General features: G+C 71.5%; 14 protein-coding genes. 11 read left to right on the forward strand and 3 right to left on the reverse strand.

Going from position 1 to position 22,084, the window contains the following annotated elements:
* Positions 1-102: 102 nt before the first annotated feature.
* Positions 103-960: a TIM barrel protein gene (locus ABZ887_RS25915; protein ID WP_361293443.1), complete on the reverse strand. Its 858-nt coding sequence runs from the start codon at positions 958-960 to the stop codon at positions 103-105.
* 133 nt (positions 961-1,093) lie between these two features.
* Here ABZ887_RS25915 and polX point away from each other — a divergent pair, with 133 nt between their 5' ends.
* Entirely contained in the window at positions 1,094-2,833 is a 1,740-nt protein-coding gene (gene polX, locus ABZ887_RS25920) for a DNA polymerase/3'-5' exonuclease PolX (RefSeq protein WP_361293446.1), read from the forward strand.
* A gap of 16 nt (positions 2,834-2,849) precedes the next feature.
* Here the strand turns inward: polX and ABZ887_RS25925 are convergent, their stop codons facing one another.
* A complete protein-coding gene (locus tag ABZ887_RS25925; RefSeq protein WP_361293449.1) occupies positions 2,850-4,028 on the reverse strand; it encodes a hypothetical protein in 1,179 nt (392 codons plus the stop codon).
* A gap of 300 nt (positions 4,029-4,328) precedes the next feature.
* On the opposite strand from ABZ887_RS25925, the gene ABZ887_RS25930 reads away from it, so the two are divergent.
* On the forward strand, positions 4,329-7,673 hold the full coding sequence (locus ABZ887_RS25930) for a right-handed parallel beta-helix repeat-containing protein (RefSeq protein ID WP_361293452.1): 3,345 nt from the start codon (positions 4,329-4,331) through the stop codon (positions 7,671-7,673).
* Complete coding sequence (locus tag ABZ887_RS25935; protein ID WP_361293455.1) at positions 7,670-8,959, forward strand: S8 family serine peptidase; 1,290 nt, start codon at positions 7,670-7,672, stop codon at positions 8,957-8,959. Before ABZ887_RS25930 ends, ABZ887_RS25935 begins: the two co-directional genes overlap by 4 nt.
* Positions 8,960-9,233: 274 nt before the next feature.
* Here the strand turns inward: ABZ887_RS25935 and eccCa are convergent, their stop codons facing one another.
* Positions 9,234-13,172, reverse strand: coding sequence for a type VII secretion protein EccCa (eccCa, locus tag ABZ887_RS25940; RefSeq protein WP_361293714.1), 3,939 nt, complete (start codon positions 13,170-13,172; stop codon positions 9,234-9,236).
* A gap of 346 nt (positions 13,173-13,518) precedes the next feature.
* Here eccCa and eccD point away from each other — a divergent pair, with 346 nt between their 5' ends.
* The 8 genes from eccD (at position 13,519) to ABZ887_RS25980 (ending at position 22,066) form a co-directional block, all read left to right on the forward strand.
* On the forward strand, positions 13,519-14,919 hold the full coding sequence (eccD, locus tag ABZ887_RS25945; protein ID WP_361293458.1) for a type VII secretion integral membrane protein EccD: 1,401 nt from the start codon (positions 13,519-13,521) through the stop codon (positions 14,917-14,919).
* 54 nt (positions 14,920-14,973) lie between these two features.
* Positions 14,974-16,554 (forward strand): type VII secretion protein EccB, encoded by a 1,581-nt coding sequence (eccB, locus tag ABZ887_RS25950; protein WP_361293461.1) that lies wholly within the window; start codon positions 14,974-14,976, stop codon positions 16,552-16,554.
* A gap of 221 nt (positions 16,555-16,775) precedes the next feature.
* On the forward strand, positions 16,776-17,114 hold the full coding sequence (locus ABZ887_RS25955; protein ID WP_033285066.1) for a hypothetical protein: 339 nt from the start codon (positions 16,776-16,778) through the stop codon (positions 17,112-17,114).
* 47 nt (positions 17,115-17,161) lie between these two features.
* Positions 17,162-17,485: a WXG100 family type VII secretion target gene (locus ABZ887_RS25960; RefSeq protein ID WP_361293464.1), complete on the forward strand. Its 324-nt coding sequence runs from the start codon at positions 17,162-17,164 to the stop codon at positions 17,483-17,485.
* Positions 17,486-17,601: 116 nt separating this feature from the next.
* Positions 17,602-18,054 (forward strand): type VII secretion system-associated protein, encoded by a 453-nt coding sequence (locus tag ABZ887_RS25965; RefSeq protein ID WP_361293467.1) that lies wholly within the window; start codon positions 17,602-17,604, stop codon positions 18,052-18,054.
* A gap of 86 nt (positions 18,055-18,140) precedes the next feature.
* Positions 18,141-21,203, forward strand: coding sequence for an AAWKG family protein (locus ABZ887_RS25970; RefSeq protein WP_361293470.1), 3,063 nt, complete (start codon positions 18,141-18,143; stop codon positions 21,201-21,203).
* Between the two features lie 40 nt (positions 21,204-21,243).
* Positions 21,244-21,693 carry a YbaB/EbfC family nucleoid-associated protein gene (locus ABZ887_RS25975; RefSeq protein WP_361293473.1) on the forward strand — a complete coding sequence of 150 codons (450 nt, stop codon included), beginning with the start codon at positions 21,244-21,246 and terminating at the stop codon, positions 21,691-21,693.
* Between the two features lie 7 nt (positions 21,694-21,700).
* The gene (locus ABZ887_RS25980) at positions 21,701-22,066 is read left to right on the forward strand and encodes a hypothetical protein (protein WP_361293476.1); all 366 of its coding nucleotides are present in this window, start codon (positions 21,701-21,703) and stop codon (positions 22,064-22,066) included.
* The last annotated feature ends 18 nt before the right edge of the window (positions 22,067-22,084 follow it).

Raw genomic sequence — 22,084 nt, forward strand, 5'->3', positions numbered from 1 at the left:
CTGGGCGGGCGTCTCCCAAAGCAGCCCGTCCGGCGTTTGAGGACGAGGCCGTTCAGGCCGAAGCGGGGGTCTGGGGGCGGCAGCCGCCCAGGGGCGGTCACCTCAGCGGGCGGCGCGCTGTTCCACCGGCAGCCAGCCGAAGGCGTCGGCGCTCGGGCGGTCGCCCGCCTTGTACTCCAGGCCCACCCAGCCGTCGTAACCGGCCTTCCGCAGCTGGTCGAGGAGGTCGCCGAGGGGGAGTGAACCGGTGCCCGGGGCGCCGCGGCCCGGGTTGTCGGCGATCTGGACGTGGCCCGTCTTCGGCGTGTACCGCTCGATCACCGACGGCAGGTCCTCGCCGTTCATGGACAGGTGGTAGAGGTCCATGAGGAAGCGCGCGTTGCCGAGCCCGGTGGCCTCGTTGACCCTGTCGACGACCTCGACGGCGGCCGGCGCCGACACCAGCGGATACCGCGGCGACTCGGGCTTGTTCAGCGCCTCGACCAGCAGCACCGCGCCGATCCGGTGGGCCGCGCGCGCCGCGAGCGCCAGGTTCTCCAGCGCCAGGGCGTCCTGCTCGGCGGGGTCCACGCCGTCGACACGGTTGCCGTACAGCGCGTTGAGGGCCGTGCAGCCGAGCGACCGGGCGAAGCCGGCCGCGACGTCGATGTTGGCGCGGAACCTCTCCGACTCCGCGCCGGGGAGCGACAGGGCGCCCCGGTCGGGGCCGGGGAGCTGTCCGGCGTAGAAGTTCAGGCCGGTCAGCCGGACGCCCGCGTCCTCGATCGCCTTCTTCAGCGCGTCGAGCTCGGAGCGCTCGGGGGTGGGGGAGTCGACCCAGGGCCACCACAGCTCGACCGCCGAGAAGCCGGCCGCGGCGGCGGCCGCCGGGCGCTCCAGGAGCGGGAGTTCCGTGAAGAGGATCGACAGGTTGACGTTGAAGCGCTGCTCTGCGGCTGTGCTCGATCCAAAACCTGGCATGGGGGCCGGCGCTCCCTTCCGTTGGCTGAATTTCTGTATTGCGGAAGTTGATTTCTGCTTAATGGAAGACTGCCTGTGGCGGGGGAGAGCTGTCAAGAGCGCCCGCGCGGAACCGGCGCCCTACCCTGAAGGCATGGCTCGGTCCAACGACGAGGTGGCCGCACTGCTCCAGGAGTACGCGGACCTGATCTCGATCACCGGCGGAGACGCGTTCAAGGCGCGGGTCTACGAGAAGGCCGCCCGGTCCCTCGGCGGCCACCACGCGGATGTCTCCACCCTCGACCTCAAGGGGCTGCAGGAGATCCCCAACGTCGGGAAGTCGATCGCCCAGAAGGTCCGCGAGTACTTCGACAGCGGCAAGGTGGCCGCCGTCGAGGAGCTGCGGGCGAAGATCCCGGACGGGGTCCGGCGGCTGACGGCCGTCCCCACCCTCGGCCCGAAGAAGGCCATGGCGGTCTACGAGGAGCTGGGCGTCTCGTCGGTGGACGAACTCGCCGCCGCCATCCGCGACGAACGGCTGCGCGACCTCAAGGGCTTCGGCCCGAAGACGGAGGAGAACATCCTCCACGGCATCGAACTGCTCCGGTCCTCCGGCGGGCGGGTGCAGATCGACGTGGCCATGGAGCTGGCCGAGGACATCGTCGGAGCGCTCTCCGCGGTGACCGGCTGCGAGCGGTGCACGTACGCCGGCTCACTGCGCCGGATGCGCGAGACCATCGGTGACATCGACATCCTCGCCGCGGCGGAGGACTCCGCGCCGCTCATGCGGGCGTTCACCGGGCTGCCGTACGTCACCGAGGTCATCGGGCAGGGCGGCACCAAGACGTCCGTGCGCACCGGCAAGGGTCTCAACGTCGACCTGCGCGTCGTACCGCCGGACTCCTGGGGCGCGGCCCTCCAGTACTTCACCGGCTCGAAGGCCCACAACATCCGCACCCGGGAGATCGCGGTGCACCAGAAGCTCAAGCTCTCCGAGTACGGGCTCTTCGACGTCGAGAGCGGCGAGAAGATCGTCTCCGGGACCGAGGAGGAGGTGTACGCCCGGCTCGGCCTGCCGTGGATCCCGCCGACGCTGCGCGAGGACCGCGGGGAGATCGAGGCCGGGCTGCGCGACGAACTGCCCGAGCTGGTCACCGAGGCCGACCTCCGTGGTGACCTGCACACCCACACCGACCTCACGGACGGGCTCGCCCCGCTGGAGGAGATGGCCGAGGCGGCCGCCGCGCGCGGCTACGCCTACTACGCGGTCACCGACCACGCGCCCGACCTGGCGATGCAGCGCATGACCGACGAGCGGATGCTGGCCCAGCGGGAGCAGGTGCGCGAGCTGGACGGCGCGTATCCCGTCAAGGGCCGGCGCGGCGGGCTGCGGCTGCTGCACGGCACCGAGCTGAACATCGGCCCCGAGGGCGAGGTGGACTGGCCGGACGACTTCCTCGCCGGCTTCGACCTGTGCGTGGCTTCCGTGCACTCGCACTTCAGGCAGAGCCGCGAGCAGCTGACCCGGCGGCTCGTGCGGGCCTGCGAGAACCCGTACGTCAACGTCATCGGCCACCCCACCACCCGCCTCATCGGCAAACGGCCCGGCATCGACGCCGACCTCGACGCGGTCTTCGCCGCCTGCGCCCGCACCGGCACGGCCCTGGAGATCAACGCCCACCCGCACCGCCTCGACCTGCGCGACGAGGACATCCTGCGGGCCCGCCGGCACGGCGTGAAGTTCGCCGTCAACAGCGACGCCCACGCCGTCCCGCACCTCGCCAACATGCGCTACGGCATCGGCACCGCCCAGCGCGGCTGGCTCACCAAGGACGACGTGATCAACACCTGGCCGGAGCGGCGGCTGCGGGGGTTCCTGCGCAAGAGCGGCTGAGCCGGGGAGGGCGCCGTCAGTGCTGGGTGTTGGTGGCCCAGACCGGGGTCGATCCGGTGTAGATCACCACGTTGCCGTCGCCCTGGACCCTGAGGACCGCGCCGTCGTGGCCGGAGGTCTGGCTGGCCCAGACGGGACGGCTGTCGGATGTGTAGACGACGAGGTTTCCGTCCGCCTGGAAGACCGCCTGGTAGTTCGAACCGAAGGTCATGGTGGCCCAACGGGCCTTGTTGTGCTCGTCGTACACGACGAGGTTGCCGTCGCTCTGCATGCGCAGCCGGGCCTTCTTCGCCTCGATGGACTGGCCCGCCCTGAGCACCCGGGTGGCCGTGACGAGGACGTCCGACGGAAGGGTGGACTTCGGGGTCGACTTCGTCCCGGACTTGCTCGTCGGCGTGGGCGTCTTCGTCTTCGCCGGCGCGGCGGACTTCTTCGTCGCGGCCGTCGTCGGCTTCGCCGCCGGATGCGCCGCGACCGTCTTCGCGGGGGAGGGGCGGTGCGTGGTCGGCTTCGGTGTGACGGAGGGGGCGGGAGCGGAGGGAGCGGAGGAGGCGTACCCGGCTCCGGGCCCCTGCGTCGCGTCGCCGCCGAGGACGGTGCCCGCCTGGTCGGCGACGACCCGGTCGTGGCCCTCCGGCGCCCGGTCCCGGCTCATCAACAGCACCGGTACAGTGATCAGCAGCGCGCCGAGCACCGCCGCCCCGGCCAGCAACGGGCGGCCGGGACGGCCAACGGACACGGCCGCCGCGCCGTCGCCGGGGGCGGACCCGTCCCCCTCGGGGACGCTCGCGGCGAGCGCCTGGGCGAGCGCCTGGGCGAGCGCCTGGGCGGGGGCCTCGGCCTCCGCGCCTTCCGCGCGCGCGGAAGGGGAATCCCCGCCGCCGGGCCCCGCGAGGGCGGCCTCCGCCGTCGGGGCCGCCGCAGGGCTCGGTTCCTCCTCCGCCACGGACTCCGCGGAGACGGCCCCCGGCGTCCTCGGCGCCCCCGGCCGGGATCCGGGCTCCCGGCCGGGTGTGCTCTCCTTCGCCGGATCCGGTGCCGCGGGGCTCGCCGCCGCCGCTCCCGTGGCCACCGGGGCCGTTTCCGCCGGGCCCGCCGCCGTCGCCTCCCCGGCCGTGGCGCCGGCCGTCGCGGGCTCCGCCGCCGGGGTTCTGGCCGCCTTCGTCCTTGCGGTCGGTCCGGTCCCGTCTGTCATCCGCCCTGTCCGCCTCATCCGTCCAGTAGTCCGTCGTACACCAGAGTGGGCAATCCTATTCACGCACGGATGCCAACGGCGGTTCGTTCCCCGGGCGTTAACAATCGTCACGGGTAACTCGTCGTGCTGGTACGGGTGTTGCGCAACGGCCCATAATTCGCAGTACGGCTTCCCGTGCCGTACCGGGTGCCCGGCCCCTCCGCGGCCGTTCCGCAGGCCGGACCGGAGTGGGAACGCGCGTACGGAGACGGCATGATGGGGTGGCCGCCCGACGGGTGCCGACACGAGGAGGTCAGCTGAGTGCGCCAGGTACTGACGGTCTGTCCGGAGGGCACCGGGGACGCCCGGACGATCGGAGAGGCCCTGGCCAGGGCGCGCGGCGGGGCGGTGCTGAGTGTGCGCCCGGGGACGTACGAGGAGAACCTCGTCGTCACCACCCGGGTGACCATCGTCGCCGAACAGTCGCGCGGCACCGTCCGGTTGGCCCCCCGCAAGGGAACCGTCATCTCGCTCCGGGCGGACGCGGTGATGCTCACCGACCTGGTGGTACAGGGGCACGACGAGGAACTGCCCGCTGTGGACGCCTCGCACGGGCAGGTCGCGATGCAGGGCTGCGATCTGTCCGGCGCCTCGTGGACGACCGTACTGGCCCGCAACTCCGGCTCGTTGGCGATGCGTGAGTGCCGGGTCTCCAACCGCACCGGCGCCGGGGTCGTCGTCACGTCGCCGACCGAGAGTTCGCTGGAGTCCTGCACCCTCGAACACCTCGGCACCAGCGGTGTGGTGATCGGCGAGCGCGGCCGGGCCACCCTGCGCGGCTGCACGATCCGGGACGCGCGCGGCAACGGCGTGCTCGCCAACGGCGACGCGCAGGGCTCCGTGGAAGACTGTGATCTCGCCTCGACGGACAAGCCGTCACTGGCACTTGAGGAGCGCAGCGCGATCCGGGTGCTGCGGACCGTGATCCGTGACACCTCCATCGGTGTGCATGTGACCAGCGCCGCCCGCTGCGAGCTGGAGGAGGTGCGGGTCACCGGCGCCAGCGGCCCGGGCATCATCGTCTCGCACGGCAGCGACCCGGTGCTGCGCCGCTGCCGCACAGCCCGCACCACGGGCAACGGCCTGCTGGTGACGGACCGTTCGCGCGGCACCTACGAGGACTGCTGGCTGACCGGCGCCCAGACGGCGGCGCTGCGGGTGGCCGGTGCCTCCTCGCCCACGCTGACCTCGCTGACCGTCCGGGACGGCGAATCGGACGGCGTCCTGCTCGAAGAGGACGCGGCGGCCGAGCTGGAGCGCGTGGAGATCATCGACGTCAAGGGCGCCGGTGTGGTGATCCGCGGCAACGCCAACCCGCTGGTGCGGCGCGCCCGGATCACCGGCGCGGGCGGCTCCGGGGTCTCGGTGCGCGACGGCGGACGCGGCCGGGTCGAGGACTGCACGGTGGAGGCACCGGGCGGCGTGGGCGCGGAGATCGCGGCCGGCGGTAACGTCTATCTCGCCGGATTCCGGGTCAACAGCCCCGGCGGCGCGGGACTGGAGATCGGTGGCGAGGGCACGGCCGCGCTCCGCGACGGCGAGCTGGTCTCGGCCGGCGGCTGCGGTGTACTCGTGGACACCGGCGGCGAGTTGACGGCGAACCGGGTGCGGACCGCCGCCTGTGCCGAACATGGCTTCCTGGTTCGCGACGGCGGCCGGGCCTCCCTGAACGGCTGTGAGGCGGCCGGCAACGACCGTGACGGCATCCGCGTCGAGTCGGAGGCACCGGTCTCGGTCGTGGGCTGCACGGTCCGCGACAACAAGGGCGGCGGCCTCGTGCAGGCCAAGGCCGGCGGTCGGCTCGCGGTGGAGAACCTCACCAGCACCGGCAACGAGTCCCGCGACGCCTGGGGCTTCGGCGAGGCCGAGGGCACCGATCCGGCGGGCACCGTACCGGAGTCGGAGGGCCCTGGCCGCCCGGACGGACCGATGGCCGCACTGGAAGGCCTGATCGGCCTCGACAACGTCAAGGAACAGGTCCGCACCCTCGTCAACCTCACCCAGCTGGCCGCGCGCCGCGCCCAACTTGGCATGTCCGCACCGCCGATGAGCCGCCACCTGGTCTTCGCGGGCCCGCCCGGCACCGGCAAGACCACGGTGGCCCGCCTCTACGGCACGATCCTCGCCGAGCTGGGCGCCCTGCGCTCCGGACACCTCGTCGAGGTCTCCCGCGCCGACCTGGTCGCCCAGGTCATCGGCGGCACCGCCATCAAGACCACGGAGGCCTTCGAACGGGCCCTGGGCGGTGTCCTGTTCGTCGACGAGGCGTACACCCTCACCTCCGACTCCCGTGGCTCCGGCGCCGACTTCGGGCGCGAGGCCGTGGACACGCTGCTGAAGCTGATGGAGGACCACCGCGAGGACGTGGTGGTCGTGGTGGCGGGCTACTCCGACGAGATGCGCAGCTTCCTCGGCTCCAACCCCGGTCTGGGGTCCCGCTTCTCACGGACCGTCGAGTTCGAGAACTACTCCGTGCCCGAGCTGGTGGAGATCATGGAGAGCATGTGCGTACGCCACCAGTACGCGCTCGCCGACGAGACCCGCCACGCGCTCGCGGTGCACTTCGAGCGCATGCCGAAGGACGCCGGGTTCGGCAACGGCCGTGCCGCACGGCAGGTGTTCGAGGAGATGGTGGACCGGCAGGCCGTACGGCTGTCCGCGCTCACCGACGTCACCGAGCAGGACCTCTCGCTGCTGCTGCCGCAGGACATCAGCGAGGAGGCCGCCCGCCAGGCCGCCGACGGCCCGAACGCCGTCGACCCCGGCGACGACGCGCTCAGCAGGCTGGACGCACTGGTCGGACTCCACGCGGTCAAGCGGGACGTCACCGACCTCGTCAACCTGGTGTCCACGGCCAAGCAGCGCGAGGCCGCCGGACTCCCCGTGCCCCGCCTCAGCCACCACCTCGTCTTCACCGGCCCGCCCGGCACCGGCAAGACCACCGTGGCCCGTCTCTACGGCGAACTCCTCGCCTCCCTGGGCGTGTTGCCGCGCGGCCAGCTCGTCGAAGTGTCCCGCGCCGACCTCGTCGGCCGATACGTCGGCCACACCGCGCAGTTGACCTGGGATGTCTTCGAACGAGCCCTGGGTGGCGTCCTGTTCATCGACGAGGCGTACACCCTCACTCCGCGCGAGGCATCCGGCTCCGACTTCGGCCGGGAGGCCGTGGACACCCTGCTGAAGCTGATGGAGGACCACCGAGACAAGGTGGTCGTCATCGTCGCGGGCTACACCCAGGAGATGGAGACGTTCCTCGCCTCCAACCCGGGCCTGTCCTCCCGCTTCTCGCGCCGGGTGGAGTTCGCCGACTACTCCTCCGACGAACTCGTCACCATCGTCCGCGAGCACGCCGTACAGCTCGGTTACGAGTGTGCGGCCGGGCTCGGCCCGGTACTGCGGCAGCACTTCGACGCGCTGCCCCGCGACCGGTCCTTCGGCAACGCGCGCACCGCTCGTCAGGTGCTGGAGCGGATGATGACCCGCCAGGCGGGCCGGCTCAGCCGACTGGCCGTCCCCAGCCTCGACGATCTGCGCCTGCTCCTCCCGGAGGACCTCGCGGATCCGGTACCCACCTCTCCCTCCTCCAGCGGGGCGGCCCGGGCATGACGACTCCACACGGCAAGGTCGCCGCCGCTCTGGCGCTGCTGCTGACCACTTCCGCGAGTGCGCTCGGCGCCGGGTCCGCCGCGGCGGCCGGGAACACGGTCCGACTCCCCGTCCTTTCCACGCGGTTGGACTCCGGCGCGGCCTGTACGGCGGGATCGTCGGTCCGCGCCACCGACCTGCCGTGGGAACAGGTCTCGCTGCAGCTCACCCGGACCTGGCCGTTCGCCTCGGGCGCCGGGGTGACCGTCGGCGTGGTCGACACCGGGGTCTCGGACTCCGCGCCCGCGCTCAAGGGCCGGGTCACGGCGGTCGGCGACGCCGGGACCGACTGCGTGGGACACGGCACCTTCGTGGCAGGGCTGATCGGCGCGGCCGTAGCGGACGGGGTGCGGTTCGCGGGGGTGGCACAGCAGGCGCGGATCCTCGCGGTGCGCGGCAGCGACGCGCGCGGGGCGGTCACCGCCGAGCGGGTCGCGGACGGCATCCGGGCCGCCGTGGACGGCGGGGCGAAGGTGGTGACGGTGTCGGCTGCGCTCGCGGCCGACACCCCCACGCTGCGCTCGGCCGTCGCGCTGGCCGCGAAGAAGGACGTCCTGGTGATCGCCGCCGCCGTACCGGACACCCCGGCGACGGCGACCTCGGCGACGGACAGCCCGCCCGCCCGCGACTACTACCCGGCCGCCGACGACGGAGTGCTCTCCGTCCTCGACGTCGACGTGGACGGCAAGCGGCCGACCGGCGCGTACACCACCGACAGTGCGGTGATCGCGGCCCCTGGTGACGGGGTGGTCGGCATCGGCCCCGCGAAGAACGGCCACTACATCGGCTCCGGGGCGTCGCTGGCCGCCGGATTCGTGGCCGGGGCGGCAGCGCTGGTGCGCTCCGTCCACCCGGACCTGACGGCCGCCCAGACCGCGAGCCTGCTGCGCAGCTCCGCGTACCCGGCCGACGTACCCCGCCTCGACCCGTACGCGGCCGTCACGTCGGTCCTGACCGGCGCTTCGGCACCGGCCGTCGCCGCCCCCGCCTCCCCGGTCCACCTCCCGGCCGACAAGGCCGCCGGACCTCTCCGCCGTGCCCTGTGGCCCGCGTCGGCGGGCCTCGCCGTGATCATCGCGGTGGTGTGGCTGGGTCTGGTTCTGCCGCGGGGCCGCCGACTGGGCTGGCGCCCGTCGAGGCCGGGCGGCGCGGCGGCACCGGAAGGCCCGGAGGCTCCGGGCAGCATGCCTGATACGGCTACGGCGGTCACGGCGGGGGTCGGGGGGCCTGGACCCACGGAGGGCTGACCGCCGGATGCTCCCGGGTCGCACACGCGGACCGCGGGGCGTCGAACGAGCGCCCTGCGCACGGCTGTTGGCTGGCTTTGCCGACGGGGATTCGCGGCGTGGGCGGGGCGGACGGCCGGGGGACCTGGAGCTGCTGAGGCCCGGGTGCCCGAGGTGCCCCGGCGAGCCGGCCGCCGGGGCTGCTACGGAGAGTCGGCCGCCAGTGCTGCCACGGAGAGCCGAGTGACCGGGGCGGAGCCCGTGTGGCCCCGCTTCGGTCGGCTCCGCCTGCCTGTTATGCCTCCTCCGCCCCCGCCGCCAACGCCGTCTGGATCAGCGACGGCTTTCGGCGGACGATGTGGAGGGCCCGGCCAGGGGGGAGGACCCGGGGCTTGACGTTGCCGAAGACGTAGCCCTCGGACGGGGAGCAGGACATCAGGACGCCGGGGGTGTTGACCTCGTCGAGGCGGCGCAGGAGCTGGTCGTTCAGGCCGCGGCCCGCGCCCGTCGCCGAGCGGGCTACCACCACGTGCAGGCCCAACTCGTGCCCCAGGGCGAGGTGTTCGAAGAGCGGGGCGAAGGGGTGGTCCATGACCGTGCCGCCGCCGACCATGTCGTAGTCGTCGACGAGGACGAACAGGCGGGGGCCCGTCCACCAGTCGGCCTGCCGCATGCGGGCCGGGGTGATCTCCTGGCCCGGGACACGGGTGCGCAGGGCCTTCGCCGAGCCGCCGACCAGTTGCTTGAGGGCCTCCAGGGCGACCGCGTGGCCGAGGCGGTACTCCTCGGGGACCGCGTCGACCAGGCCGCGGCGGTAGTCGACGACCAGGATGCGGGCCTCGGCCGGGGTGTAGCGGGCGACGACGGAGTCCGCGACCAGCCGGAGCAGGTTGGTCTTGCCGCTCTCCGTGTCGCCGACGGCGACCAGGTGCGGGGTGCGGGAGAAGTCGTGCCAGACGGTGCCCAGGGTCTCCTCGTCCTGGCCGAGCGCCAGCTTCAGGCTCTGGCCGTCGCCGAGTTCCGGCTCGGCGAGTTCGGCCGCGGGCAGCCGGTGCGGGAGCATCCGCACCTGCGGCGCGCGCGGCCCGTGCCAGGCCGACGCGATCCGGTCCACCAGGTCCGCGACGCCCTCGCTGAGCGTCTCGGGGTCGGTGGAACCGTCGCCGCGGGGCAGTGCGGACAGGAAGTGGAGTTTCGTCTCGACGGTCAGACCACGGCCCGGGACCTGGGGCACCGCGCTCGCCTTGCGGATGTCGACGACGGAGTCCATCGTGTCGCCGAGCCGCAGCTCCAGCCGGGTCGCGGACTGGTCGCGGACCGGGGCGGTGAGCTCCAGCCAGCGGGCGGTCGCGACGATCAGGTGGATGCCGTAGTTGAGTCCGCTGGTCGCGATCTGGTTGAACGTCGGGATGTACTGGTCGAAGTTCTGCCGGACCGCCGACCAGCCGTCGACCACCAGGAAGATGTCGCCGTGCGGCTCGTCGGGGAACTCCCCGGCCGCGCGGCGGCGCCGGTAGGTGGACATCGAGTCGATGCCGTGGTCCAGGAAGAACTGCTCGCGCTGGGTGAGGACGGCGGTGACCTCGGCGACCGTGCGGCTGATGCGCTCGGTGTCGAGGCGGGCCGCGACCCCGCCGACGTGCGGCAGCCCGGTGAGCTGGGAGAGCGTGCCGCCGCCGAAGTCCAGGCAGTAGAACTGCACTTCGCGCGGGGTGTGGGTGAGTGCGAGAGCCATGATGAGGCTGCGCAGCACCGTCGACTTGCCGCTCTGTGAACCACCCGCGACGGCGACATGGCCGCCCGCCCCGGCCAGGTCCACGACGAGCGGGTCGCGGCGCTGGTCGAACGGCTTGTCGACGAGACCGACCGGCACCCGCAGCTTCCCGGCACCGTTCCAGCGGTGCGCGGTCAGACCGCGGTCCGGGTCTTCGGCGAGACCGCCGAGCAGGGTGTCGAGCGGGGAGGCGGTGTCCAGCGGTGGCAGCCACACGCGGTGCGCGGGCGGCCCGGAGTCGCGCAGCCGGTCGAGCGCCACCGCGAGCAGGCTCTCGGTGCTCTCCTCCGCCTCGGGTTCCGGGGCCGCGATCGCGACCGGTGCCGGAGCACGCGGCACGATGTACCCGGTCGACCAGGGCACCACCTGGGTGGCGACCCGGGCCTGCGCGACCGCACCGCCGCGCCTGCGGTACGGGCCGGAGACGTAGGCGGCACGGAAGCGGGTGAGGGCCTCGATGCCGCTCTTGAGGTAGCCGCTGCCCGGCTGGGAGGGCAGTTCGTACGCGTCGGGGACACCGAGGACACCCCGGGACTCCATCGCGGAGAACGTGCGCAGACCTATCCGGTACGACAGGTGCGACTCCAGCTGGTGCATACGGCCCTCGTCCAGGCGCTGCGAGGCCAGCAGCAGGTGCACGCCCAGCGACCGGCCGAGGCGGCCGATCATCACGAACAGCTCCATGAACTCCCGGTGCGAGGCGAGGAGTTCGCTGAACTCGTCGACGACGACGAACAGGCTGGGCAGCGGGGCGAGATCGACGCCGCCGGCCCGCGCCTTCTCGTACTCCAGCGCCGAGGTGTAGTTGCCGGCCGACCTCAACAGCTCCTGGCGGCGAATGAGTTCTCCGTGCAGCGCGTCCTGCATGCGCTCCACCAGGGCGGCCTCGTCGGCGAGGTTGGTGATGACGGCGGAGGTGTGCGGGAGTTCGTCGAGGCCGAGGAAGGTCGCGCCGCCCTTGAAGTCCACCAGGACGAAGTTCAGTGTCTCGGAGGAGTTCGTGAGCGCGAGACCGAGGACCAGGGTGCGCAGCAGCTCCGACTTGCCGGAACCGGTCGCGCCGATCAGCATCCCGTGCGGGCCCATGCCGCCCTGCGCGGACTCCTTGATGTCCAGCTCCACCGGCCGCCCGTCCGCGCCCACCGCGACGGGCACGCGCAGCCGGCCGGAGCCGGTGTGCCGCCGCCACAGCGTGTCGGGATCCAGCCGGTGCAGGTCGGCGATGCCGAGCAGGGTCGTCAACTCGGTGTCGTTCGACAGCGGTTCGACCGCGTCGGAGGAGAGACTCATCCGGTACGGCGCGATCAGCCGGGCCAGCGACTCGGCGGCCACCGGACCCACCCGGTCGGGGCGGCCCAGGACCGTGGTCTGCTCCTTGCGGCTGCGGTCGGTGCGCACCAGCGCGACCGTGTCCGGGGTCACATCCAGACGCAGCGTGGTGCGGCCGGGCCGCCAGGTGAGCGAGTCGGACAGGTCGAGCACGATCGCGTTGCGGTAGCCGGGCCCGTCGAAGCGGTGGCCGGAGGGGATGGCCGCGCCGTCCACCACGACCACCACCAGCGGCTCGTCCCGGCCGGGCACCGCGTCCGGGTCAAACGCGGGCCGCTCGGAGAACTCGCTGCCGAGCTGGTCCTCCAGATCGGTGAAGGCCGAGGCCACCATGCGCAACGGCCCCGCGCCGTCCGTCTCCTGGGGGTGGTGATTGTGCGGCAGCCACTTCACCCACTCCCACTCCGCGCGCACCTCGTCGGCGGCGCAGACCGCGATCCACAGCTCCTCCGGCGGGTGGAACAGGACCAGTTGGGCCAGCGCTGCGCGAAGCATCCCGCGGCTCGCGTCCCGGTCGCCGCGGACCAACACCCGTGACCAGGACCGCAGATACAGCGCGATGGGCTGGCCGGGAACGGTGCTGTAGGCGCGGATGAAACGGCGCAACGCGTGCGCGCACAGCGGTTCGAGGTCCTCGACGGGCTTGCTGGAGACGGGAGTCAGCCGCATGGCGAGCTGCTGGTCGCCGACCGCGATCCGCACTTCGCCGAAGTCGTCGTCCTTGACCCGGCGTTCCCACAGCCGAGTGGTGCGGACCATGGTGCGCAGCACCCGGGGCTCGGGATGCCGCCAGGCCAGCGCGAGCTGCTGCTCGACCACGGCCCGCTGCACGGTACGCCGGCTCTGCGCCAAGTAGCGCAGATAGTCCCGGCGTTCACCGCGCAGCCGCTGCTTGCGGTCGCCTGCCTTGCGCATCACCTGACCGACCATCATCGCGCCGGCGGCCATCACCATCATGCCGAGCGCGAGGTACATGAAGATGCCGCTGGACTGACCGCCCGACCGCATGAACATCATCATCATCGAGACCGACATCATCGCCATCGGCAGATACGTCCACACCGCGGACGTGTCCGGGACGGTCTCCATGAGAGTCGGCGGCTCCTGGAGGACCAACTCGCCGGCGGGCATGTCGGGTCCGCGACGGCGGGCCGGACGGCGGAACAGGACCACGCTCAACGCTTGGGGCTCCTAACGGACTTCGCGCACCGCGGCGGTACGTGGGGGGCGTGCACCGGATCAGGCCTCGGCACTTTCACGGTGGAGGATGCTGTCTACACCGTTCGTGGGGGGGGGCTCCCATTGACACACGTCGTAGGGAGTGTCAGTAGTGTGCACCCCGTCAACTCTGCACGTCCATGTCACCCCCCTCATCACCAGCACCCCGTTGCCCCCACCCCGCCACCCTGTTCTCCCCCCACCCCGCACGCCGCGCCGCGTGCCCCCGTTTCGATGTCCAGGAGACGTGAGCCCCGGTATGACCGACTCTTCCGTGACCGGACTGTGCCATCTGACCGTGCGGGCCCCGGCCCGCACCATCGACCTCGCCGTGCCGTCCGACGTGCCGGTCGCCGACCTGCTGCCCACGGTGCTGCGGTACGCGGGGGAGGAGGCCGAGGAGGCCGGTCTCGAACACGACGGCTGGATACTCCAGCGCCTCGGCGGCCGGCCGCTCGACGAGGAGGCGACCCTCGCCTCCCTCGACCTGACCGACGGTGAGACGCTCCATCTCCGGCCGCGCACCGAGGCGTTGCCGGAAGTCCGCCTCGACGACCTGGTCGACGGCATCGCCGCCGTCACCCGGGACCGGCTGCACGGCTGGAGCCCGGAGGCGGCGCGGCGACTGCTCCGCGGCCTGGTCGCGGTCGCGGTACTGGCCGGACTGGTCCTGCTGGCCCTGCCGGGCACCCCGGCGTCGCTGCGCGCGGCCACCGCCGTGGGCACGGGCCTGTTGCTCCTGGCCGGGGCCGCGTCCGCGAGCCGGGCCGTGGACGATCCGGCGACCGGTGTGGTCCTGGGCCTGCTGGCGTCACCGGCGCTCGCGCTCGCGGGCTGGCTGGTGCCGGGCGGTGAGCTGAGCGGTCCGCAGGCCCACCAGGTGCTGGGGGCAAGGCTGTTGGGGGCGGCGGCGGCCTGGGCGGGCGGCGCGGTCCTGGCTCTCGCGGCCTCCGCGGCGCGTACGCCCCTGTTCCTGGCGTCGGCGCTGGTGGCGTTCGCGACGGCGGTGGGCGGCGTTCTGATGACCGTGTTCGACGTGCGCGTGGCGGCGGCGGCCGGGGTGATCGCCGCGCTGACCGTGCTGCTCGGGGGCCTGGTGCCCTCGCTGTCGTTCAAGTTCGCCGGGATGCGGATGCCGCCGCTGCCGACCACACCGGAGCAGTTGCAGGAGGGCATCGAGCCCTACCGGGGCACTGACGTGACGGTCCGCACCGAGCTGGCCGGCGAGTGGATGACCGCGCTGTACGGCGCGACGGGCGTCCTCTCCTCGGCCTGTCTGGTCGCCCTGGCCCGCCGCCCGAGCCTGCCCGCGCTGCTGGTCGCGCTGGTCCTGTCGCTGCTCCTGCTCCTGCACGGCCGGGGCCTGGTCAACACGGCTCAGCGGCTGGTGCTCGTACTCCCGGGCGCGTGGGGCCTGTTGCTCCTGGCGTTCGGCTGGGGGCTGAGCCTGTCCGGCACCGAGCGGACCCTGCTGGTCGCCGGACTGCTCGCGGTGGCGGCGGCGCTCACGGTCGCGGTGTGGACCGTACCGGGACGGCGCATGGTCCCGTACTGGGGCCGCGCGGCGGAGATCCTGCACTCCCTGCTGGCGATCGCCCTGTTCCCGCTGACCCTGTGGCTGCTGGGCGTGTTCGGCACCCTCCGCGGCATCTTCGGCTGACCGCCCGCGAGGGCCGACCCGACCAGAACCCGAACGACCGAGCAGGAGGAAAGCGTGCGGTCGAAGCGCGACCAGGTGCAAGCGCACACGTTCATGATGGGCCGCCTGACCTCGGGCATGCTGCTGGCCGACCCGGACGCACCGGAGAGCCCGCTGGGCCGTACCAGCCGGGGCGCCCTGGTGGGGGTGATCGTCGGTGTGCTGTTCTGCGGCGGGGCGCTGGTGTTCGGGCTGCTCAAGCCGGGCGGCAACGACGCCTGGCGCAGCGGCGACACCCTGATCGTCAACAAGGACACCGGCGCCCGCTACCTGTACGCCGACGGCAGGCTGCGCCCGGTGCGCAACTACGCTTCGGCCGTGCTGATCGGCGGCTCCGACCTGAAGACCACCTCGGTCGGCCCGGCCTCGCTCGCGGGCACCCCGGTCGGCCGGCCGGTCGGCATCACCGGAGCCCCCGACTCCGTACCGTCGACAGGGGAGTTGGAGTCCTCGCCGTGGGAGGTCTGCTCGACGGGCACCGGCTCGCAGACCACCCTCGTGCCGGGCGCCCCGGTGGAGACGGCCCCGGTCGGCGCGAAGTCGGCGCTGGTGGTGAAGGGCCCTGACAAGCACACCTACCTGGTGTGGCAGGGCAGCCGGCTGGAGCTGGACGAGGACTCGGGCGCGGCGGAGTCCCTCGGCTACGCGCCCGTGACGCCCCGCCCGGTGTCGGCGGCCTTCCTGGACGCCCTGGTGGCCGGCCCCGACCTGGCCACCCCGAAGGTCGACGGGCGCGGCACGGCAGGACCCGAACTCGGCGGCCGGGCCACCAGGATCGGGCAGGTCTTCCGCGTCGTCGCGGGCTCCGGGAACCAGGAGTACCTCCTCCAGAAGGACGGCCTGCACCCGGTGACCGACACCCAGTCGGCGCTGCTCCTCGGCGATCCGGACACCCGCAAGGAGGCCTACGACGGCGGGGCGCCGAACGTCGTCACGATCGACGTCTCCGACCTGCGGGCCCACCAGGCACCGGGAACGGCGGGGACGGACCCCTCGGTCGCCGGGCTGCCGGACAGTCCGCCCAGCGCGCTGGCGCTCGCGGCGGGGGAGTCGGTGTGCGCCCAGGTCGACCCGGCCGGCGGGCAGGTGCGGGTGACCTCGGTACGGGTCGCCGAGACCGCGCTGTCCCCGGTGGCGCAGGCCGACCCGACGGCGCTGACCGCGGCCTGCGTGCCGGTGGACCGGGTGGTGGCCAGGCCCGGACACGGCACGCTGGTCCGGGCGTTGGGCGCGGCGGGTGAGACGGTCGGCGACACCACGTTCCTGGTCGGCGACGACGGAGTGAAGTACCGCATCCCGGACTCCAACGCGCTCGCCGCCCTCGGCTACGACGGTGCGACCCCGGTCAAGGTGCCGTCCACACTGCTGTCGATGCTGCCGACCGGACCGGTGCTGAGCGCCCGGGCCGCCGCGTCGGACCCGGGCGGGGCGGCGGGGGCGCCGGGCGCGGCGGCGCAGTGCGGGATCGGCGCATCCGGCCCCGGCGGGACCGGTTCGGGTCCGGCCGCGATCGCCGGGCAGGTTCCGGCGGGCGGTGGGGCCGGGGCACCGCAGTCGGGTGTGAGATCCAACTCGCTCTCCACTGCGGGGAACTGAAGAATTCTCGCCGATCGGGATCGTGTTCACGCCAAACTGGAACGGATCCAGAACCGGAATCCACGGAGTCGCGTGTTCCGGTCAAGTTGCCTAGCAGTAAAACCATTTGACGGGTACCCGACGGCAACCTCAGATCTTCCTCAGTTCGTTGCCGCCGCAACTTCCGTCAACTTAGTCTCAGTTGTACTCGGACTGTAGATCGACTCATGAAAGGTGGGACGATGGCTGGAGATGGCCAGCAGTCAAGCGAAGGCTCGACCCGGAACGGAATCCAGGCCCTGGAGAGCGCCTTCAGCGGCATCGTGAAGATCCGTCAGGACGTCGACAGCACCCGTTCCACCCTGGGCAGCGGCTACCAGGGCAGCGACGGCGGCCAGTACGGCCAGCTCCTCGCGCAGTGGGACGGCCAGTGCAACGTCATCCTCAAGAACCTCGAGGACGTCATCGACCGGCTGAACCAGAGCCTCGTGGAACACAACAAGACCCAGGGTTCCTCGAACGACTCCATCAACCAGGCGTACAACGCGGCCCAGTCGGCCTTCGACCAGCTCGCCGGCTGACCTCGCATCGACGCACGAATCCCCCCATCGCGTAAGAGAGGCAAGCTGTGGCAGACAACCTGTCCGACGGTGTCATCTACGTCAGCTACAACCACATGGCGAACGCCGCGGACGACATGGTGGCGCAGACCAAGGCGATCGCGCAGACACTCTCCAACCTCGAAGCCGAACTCAGCGAGCTGTCCAAGACCTGGTACGGCAACGACGCCGACACCTACCGCCAGAAGCAGGCGGCCTGGGACGGCGCGGTCCAGAACATGGAGACGCTGCTGACCTCGCACTCGCAGCTCCTCAACGAGATCTCCAACAGCTACAAGTACAGCGAGAACTCTCTCAGCCAGATGTGGTCCGAGGTCACCATCGGCCGCTGAGCCGCTCGGCTCCACCGCACCGGCCGGCCTCCTCGCGGCCGGTGCGGTCCAGGCTCCTTCCCGTTCCGTCGCCGCGCCGTACCCCGGGCCGGCGCGATCCGCCCGCGGAGGCACCCATGGCTGATCTGACCCACCTCGACTCGACCGCGCTGAAGAACTTCAAGAACACCGACGTCGCCGACTTCATCAGCGATCTGCTGGCCATCCGCAAGGACAGTCCGGCGGGCGTCCGGTCCCTGAAGAACCTGCTCGCCGAGACCGGTGCCGGCTCCGCCGCGGGCCTCGCCAAGATCCTGCGCATCGGCCTGATGAACGGCGGCGACAGCAAGGACCCGGTCGGCGGCTCCACGCTGGTGGAGGCGCTCAAGACCCAGGCGAAGGGGCTCGACAAGATCCTCACGGACCACAAGACGCTCTTCGACGACATCGACGACGCGCTGGACGAGACGATCACCACCCTGCTGAAGAACCAGGGCGACAGCCTCGACGCGATCGACGGCGAGAAGCTGCTGGACATCTTCGACACCGTCGACGGCGACATGAGCGGCTCCGGCTCCACGAACTCCTGAGGTCCATGCGAGGTCCGCCCGCTCCCCTCTGAACCAGGCGCCCCCCACCCCGTCCCCGCCCCTCCTCCGCAGCGGAGTTCCGCCCCATGGCCGACAGCACCACCGGGACCGCCGGCTACGACCCGGACGACTACTTCGCCCAGGCCGTCACCGACTTCACCGGTTACACGATCCCGCCCCGGTCGACGCTGTTCAACAAGCTGAGCAGCTCGTCCAGCGACGACTTCAGCGACCTCAAACTGTTCCGGATGGACATCCAGGGCATGGACATCCGGGCGGTGACCGCGGCCGACTACTCGGCGATCGGCGGCTGGCAGGTCAACTCGGGCGAGGACTACGACCTGGCCTTCTACGACGCCGGCGGAGACGGCGCGCACAGCAGCGTGGACATGAAGAAGGCGCGGATCGTGATGATCGGCGTCACCGTCGACGGGAACGGCCGCGCCACCCTCTGGAGCGGCGGCGAGATCACCGGCGGCGGCGCGTTCGAGGGCTCGTACTCCCATGTCCAGTGGGACTCCGGGCCGATGGCGCAGTACATCTCGGGCAGCAAGCTGGTCCTCGACCATCTGCTGTCCTCGCCGTACTCGACGCAGGGCTTCTCCTACAGCGGACTGTCGGTCACCGACGACAACGCCGTCGACATGCTCTCCTTCGAGCGCACCGGGCAGTCCTTCGACCGGGTCGTGCAGTTCTTCAAGGACCACTCGGACATCGTCAACCAGTGGATGACCTCGCTCGGCGAGGACCAGGCGGCCTGGAAGGGCAAGGCGGCCAGCCTCTTCTGGCACCTGCTGAACGAGCTGAAGACCAACTACGACGGCTATGTCTCACAGTTGGGCGGCCGGGACTTCACGGCGACCAACACCACCCTCGGCGGCACCGTCCCGCAGTCGAAGCTGAGCGACGCGCTGGCCGCCGCGCAGAAGGCGCTGAAGGACGCGGTCACCGCGCTCCAGGCCGCGTGGACCGACTGGGCCTCCGACGGCCAGCACGACCCGCACTACCACGTGAAGAAGATCCTCGACGGGATCAGTCAGTGGGTCATCAACAACAACATCAACCACGTGCTTGAGGAGACCTACGTCACCGAGGGCGGCGGCGGCACGACCTACTCCACCGACGCCAACTTCAAGCAGAACGTCCCCGACTACGGCGACCTCACCCAGAAGACCACCTGGCAGAAGGTCGCCGACGCCGCCGTCAAGAGCTGGTCGGACCACGCGGACGCCAAGCTCAAGCAGCCGTCCATCGACGCGCTCAGCGCCGTGAAGAACGCCTGGGCCGATGTCGAGGACGCCTTCGCCCAAGAGGTCAAGAACAAGAACAACGAGACGCTCTCCGAGGTCCTCCAGAAGGAGGAGAACGAGATCGCCGAGGAGGAGGCGAAGGAGAACAGCGACAACCTCAACAACAGCCTGAACAACCTCGGGGACAACCTCAACAACCTCGGCGACGGCCTGAACAACCTCAACGACGGCCTGAACGACAACCTCAACAATCTCGGGGACAACCTCAACAACCTCAACGACGGCCTGAACGACAACCTCAACAACCTCGGCGACGGCCTCAACAACCTCGGCACGAACCTCAACACCAACCTGAACGACAGCCTCAACAACATCGGCGACGGCCTGAATTCGAGCCTCAACAACCTGAACGACGATCTCGGCAACAGCCTCAACAACGTCGGCAGCGGGCTCGACGACCTCAACAACAACAGCCTTCTGAACAACGACGGTTCGACCGGCAACGACCTAGGCAACCTCGCCAGTAGCGTGCTGAACCCCTCGCTCCTGAACAACAACGACAAGAACGGCTCGACCACGCTCAACTCCCCGACCGGGGGCACCACCCAGCTCAACGGCGACGGCACGCTCACCACGACGTTCCCGGACGGCTCCACCCAGACCATCGACCCGTCGACCGGCCTGGTCACCACCACCAACCCGGACGGCACCACCTCGGTCTCGCAGCTCAACGCGGGTGGCACCATCACCAACCCGGACGGCTCGACCACCACCCTGAACAGCGACGGCACCCTCACCACGAAGTTCCCGGACGGCACGAGCCAGACCCTCGACCCGACCACCGGCCAGGTCAGCACGCTCAACCCGGACGGCAGCACCTCGCTGTCGCAGCTCAACCCGACCGCCGGCTCCTTCACCACCCCGGACGGCTCGACGGCCCAGCTCAACTCGGACGGCTCGCTGACCACCCACTTCCCGGACGGCTCCACCGAGACCCTCAACCCGGACACCGGTCAGGTCTCCGTCACCGACCCCTCCGGCAACGTCACCACCACGCACCTCAACCCGGGCGACTCCTTCACCAACCCGGACGGCTCCACCACCACGCTCAACAACGACGGCACGCTCACCACGAAGTTCCCGGACGGCTCCGTCCAGACCCTCAACCCGGACACCGGCCAGCTCACCACCACCGACCCGTCCGGCCACACGACCACCACCGACATCGACGGCAGCGGCCTCCCCTCGTCCTCGATCGACACCAGCAATCTCAACGGCAGTACCATCGACACGAGCGGCCTGAACAACGGCAGCAGCCTCGACACCAGCGGCCTGAACACCACCGGCCTCAACAGCGGCGGACTCGGCGGCGGCAGCCTCAACACGTCCGGCGGCGGCCTGGATTCGAGCCTCGACAGCGGCTACGACGACTACGACAGCACCCCCTACACCGGCGGCGCGCTGCGCTCCGACGCCCTCGACACCAGCACCGTCGCCGCCGCCTCCACCGGCGAGCAGAGCGCGTCGGGCGGCACCCCGCTCAACCCGATGGGGATGGGCGGCATGGGAGGCATGGGCGGCGGTATGGGAGGCGCGGGCGGCGGCCAGGGCGGCAACACCGAGCGCACCCGGGCCGTCCTCACCGACCCGGCGGGCGGCTCCGCCCGGCGCGGCCGGACCAACCGGGCGACCTCCGTGGACGAGGACGAGGACGTCGTCTACACCCGGCCCACCACGTCCAGCGCCCCCTACCCGGTGGGCGGCCCCGGCAGCAACGGCGCGGGCCAGAACGGCCGTTCCACGGAGAGCGGCGACCGGGCCCGGGACGCATGGCTCACCGAGGACGAGGACGTCTGGGGCACCGACGAGGGCGGTTCGCCGGCGGTGATCGGCCGATGAACACGGGACGTTCCGTCCGGGACCGCGTGCGAGGCGCCCGATGAGCAGCGAGTCGATCGAGCAGCGGCTGGCCAAGGCGATGGCCGAACTGGAGGCCACCGAGGCCGCGGTGGCCCGCGCCGAGGGCGAACTCGCCCACGCCGAGAGCACGGTGCGCTCCGCGGACCGCTCCGTCGAGGTGACCGTCAGCGCACAGGGCGACCTGCGCGCTTTGACCTTCCTCGACGACAAGTACCGTACGATGCCCGCAGGTCAGCTCGCCGCGAGCGTGCTGGAGGCGGTGCAGGAGGCCCGGGCCCGGATGGCCCGCCATGTCATGGCCACCTTCGAGCCGTTCACCAAGGCCAACCCCGAGGCACCCGAGATCACGGGCTTCGACGTGGACTGGAACAAGATCTTCGGGCCCGGAGTGCTGGAGGGCCCCAAGAGCGGCCGACGGCGTGGGGCCGGCCGGCTCCGCGACGAGATCAGCGAAGACCCGGAGGACTGAGAAGACGATGTCGGAGAACGCCTACTCCGCCAGCCCGCCGGCGCTCATCGCCGGCACCCGGCAGATCGAGCAGATCAGCCGGCTGGCCAACGAGATGATCAGCGAGTTCATCACCGATGTGTCGGCCACCTCCAAGTGGCCCGGACACGACGACAGTTACGCCAAGCAGATGCTGCCGCAGGAGAAGGAACAGCGGGAGGGCTCCGTCACGACCGGCTCGTCCCTCTCCGAGGCCATCGTCAGCATCGGCGACGGCACCCTCACCAACCTCAAGAGCGTGCTCGGCACCCAGAGCGGCGTCCTGGACGCCATCCACGACTCCAGCATCGACACGGGCGACACCAACACCGGTTCGCACAACGGAAAGCACTGACGCGGCGGACCGCCCCTG

The organism is Streptomyces sp. NPDC047061 (genome assembly GCF_040643955.1).
Classification (GTDB): Bacteria; Actinomycetota; Actinomycetes; order Streptomycetales; family Streptomycetaceae; genus Streptomyces.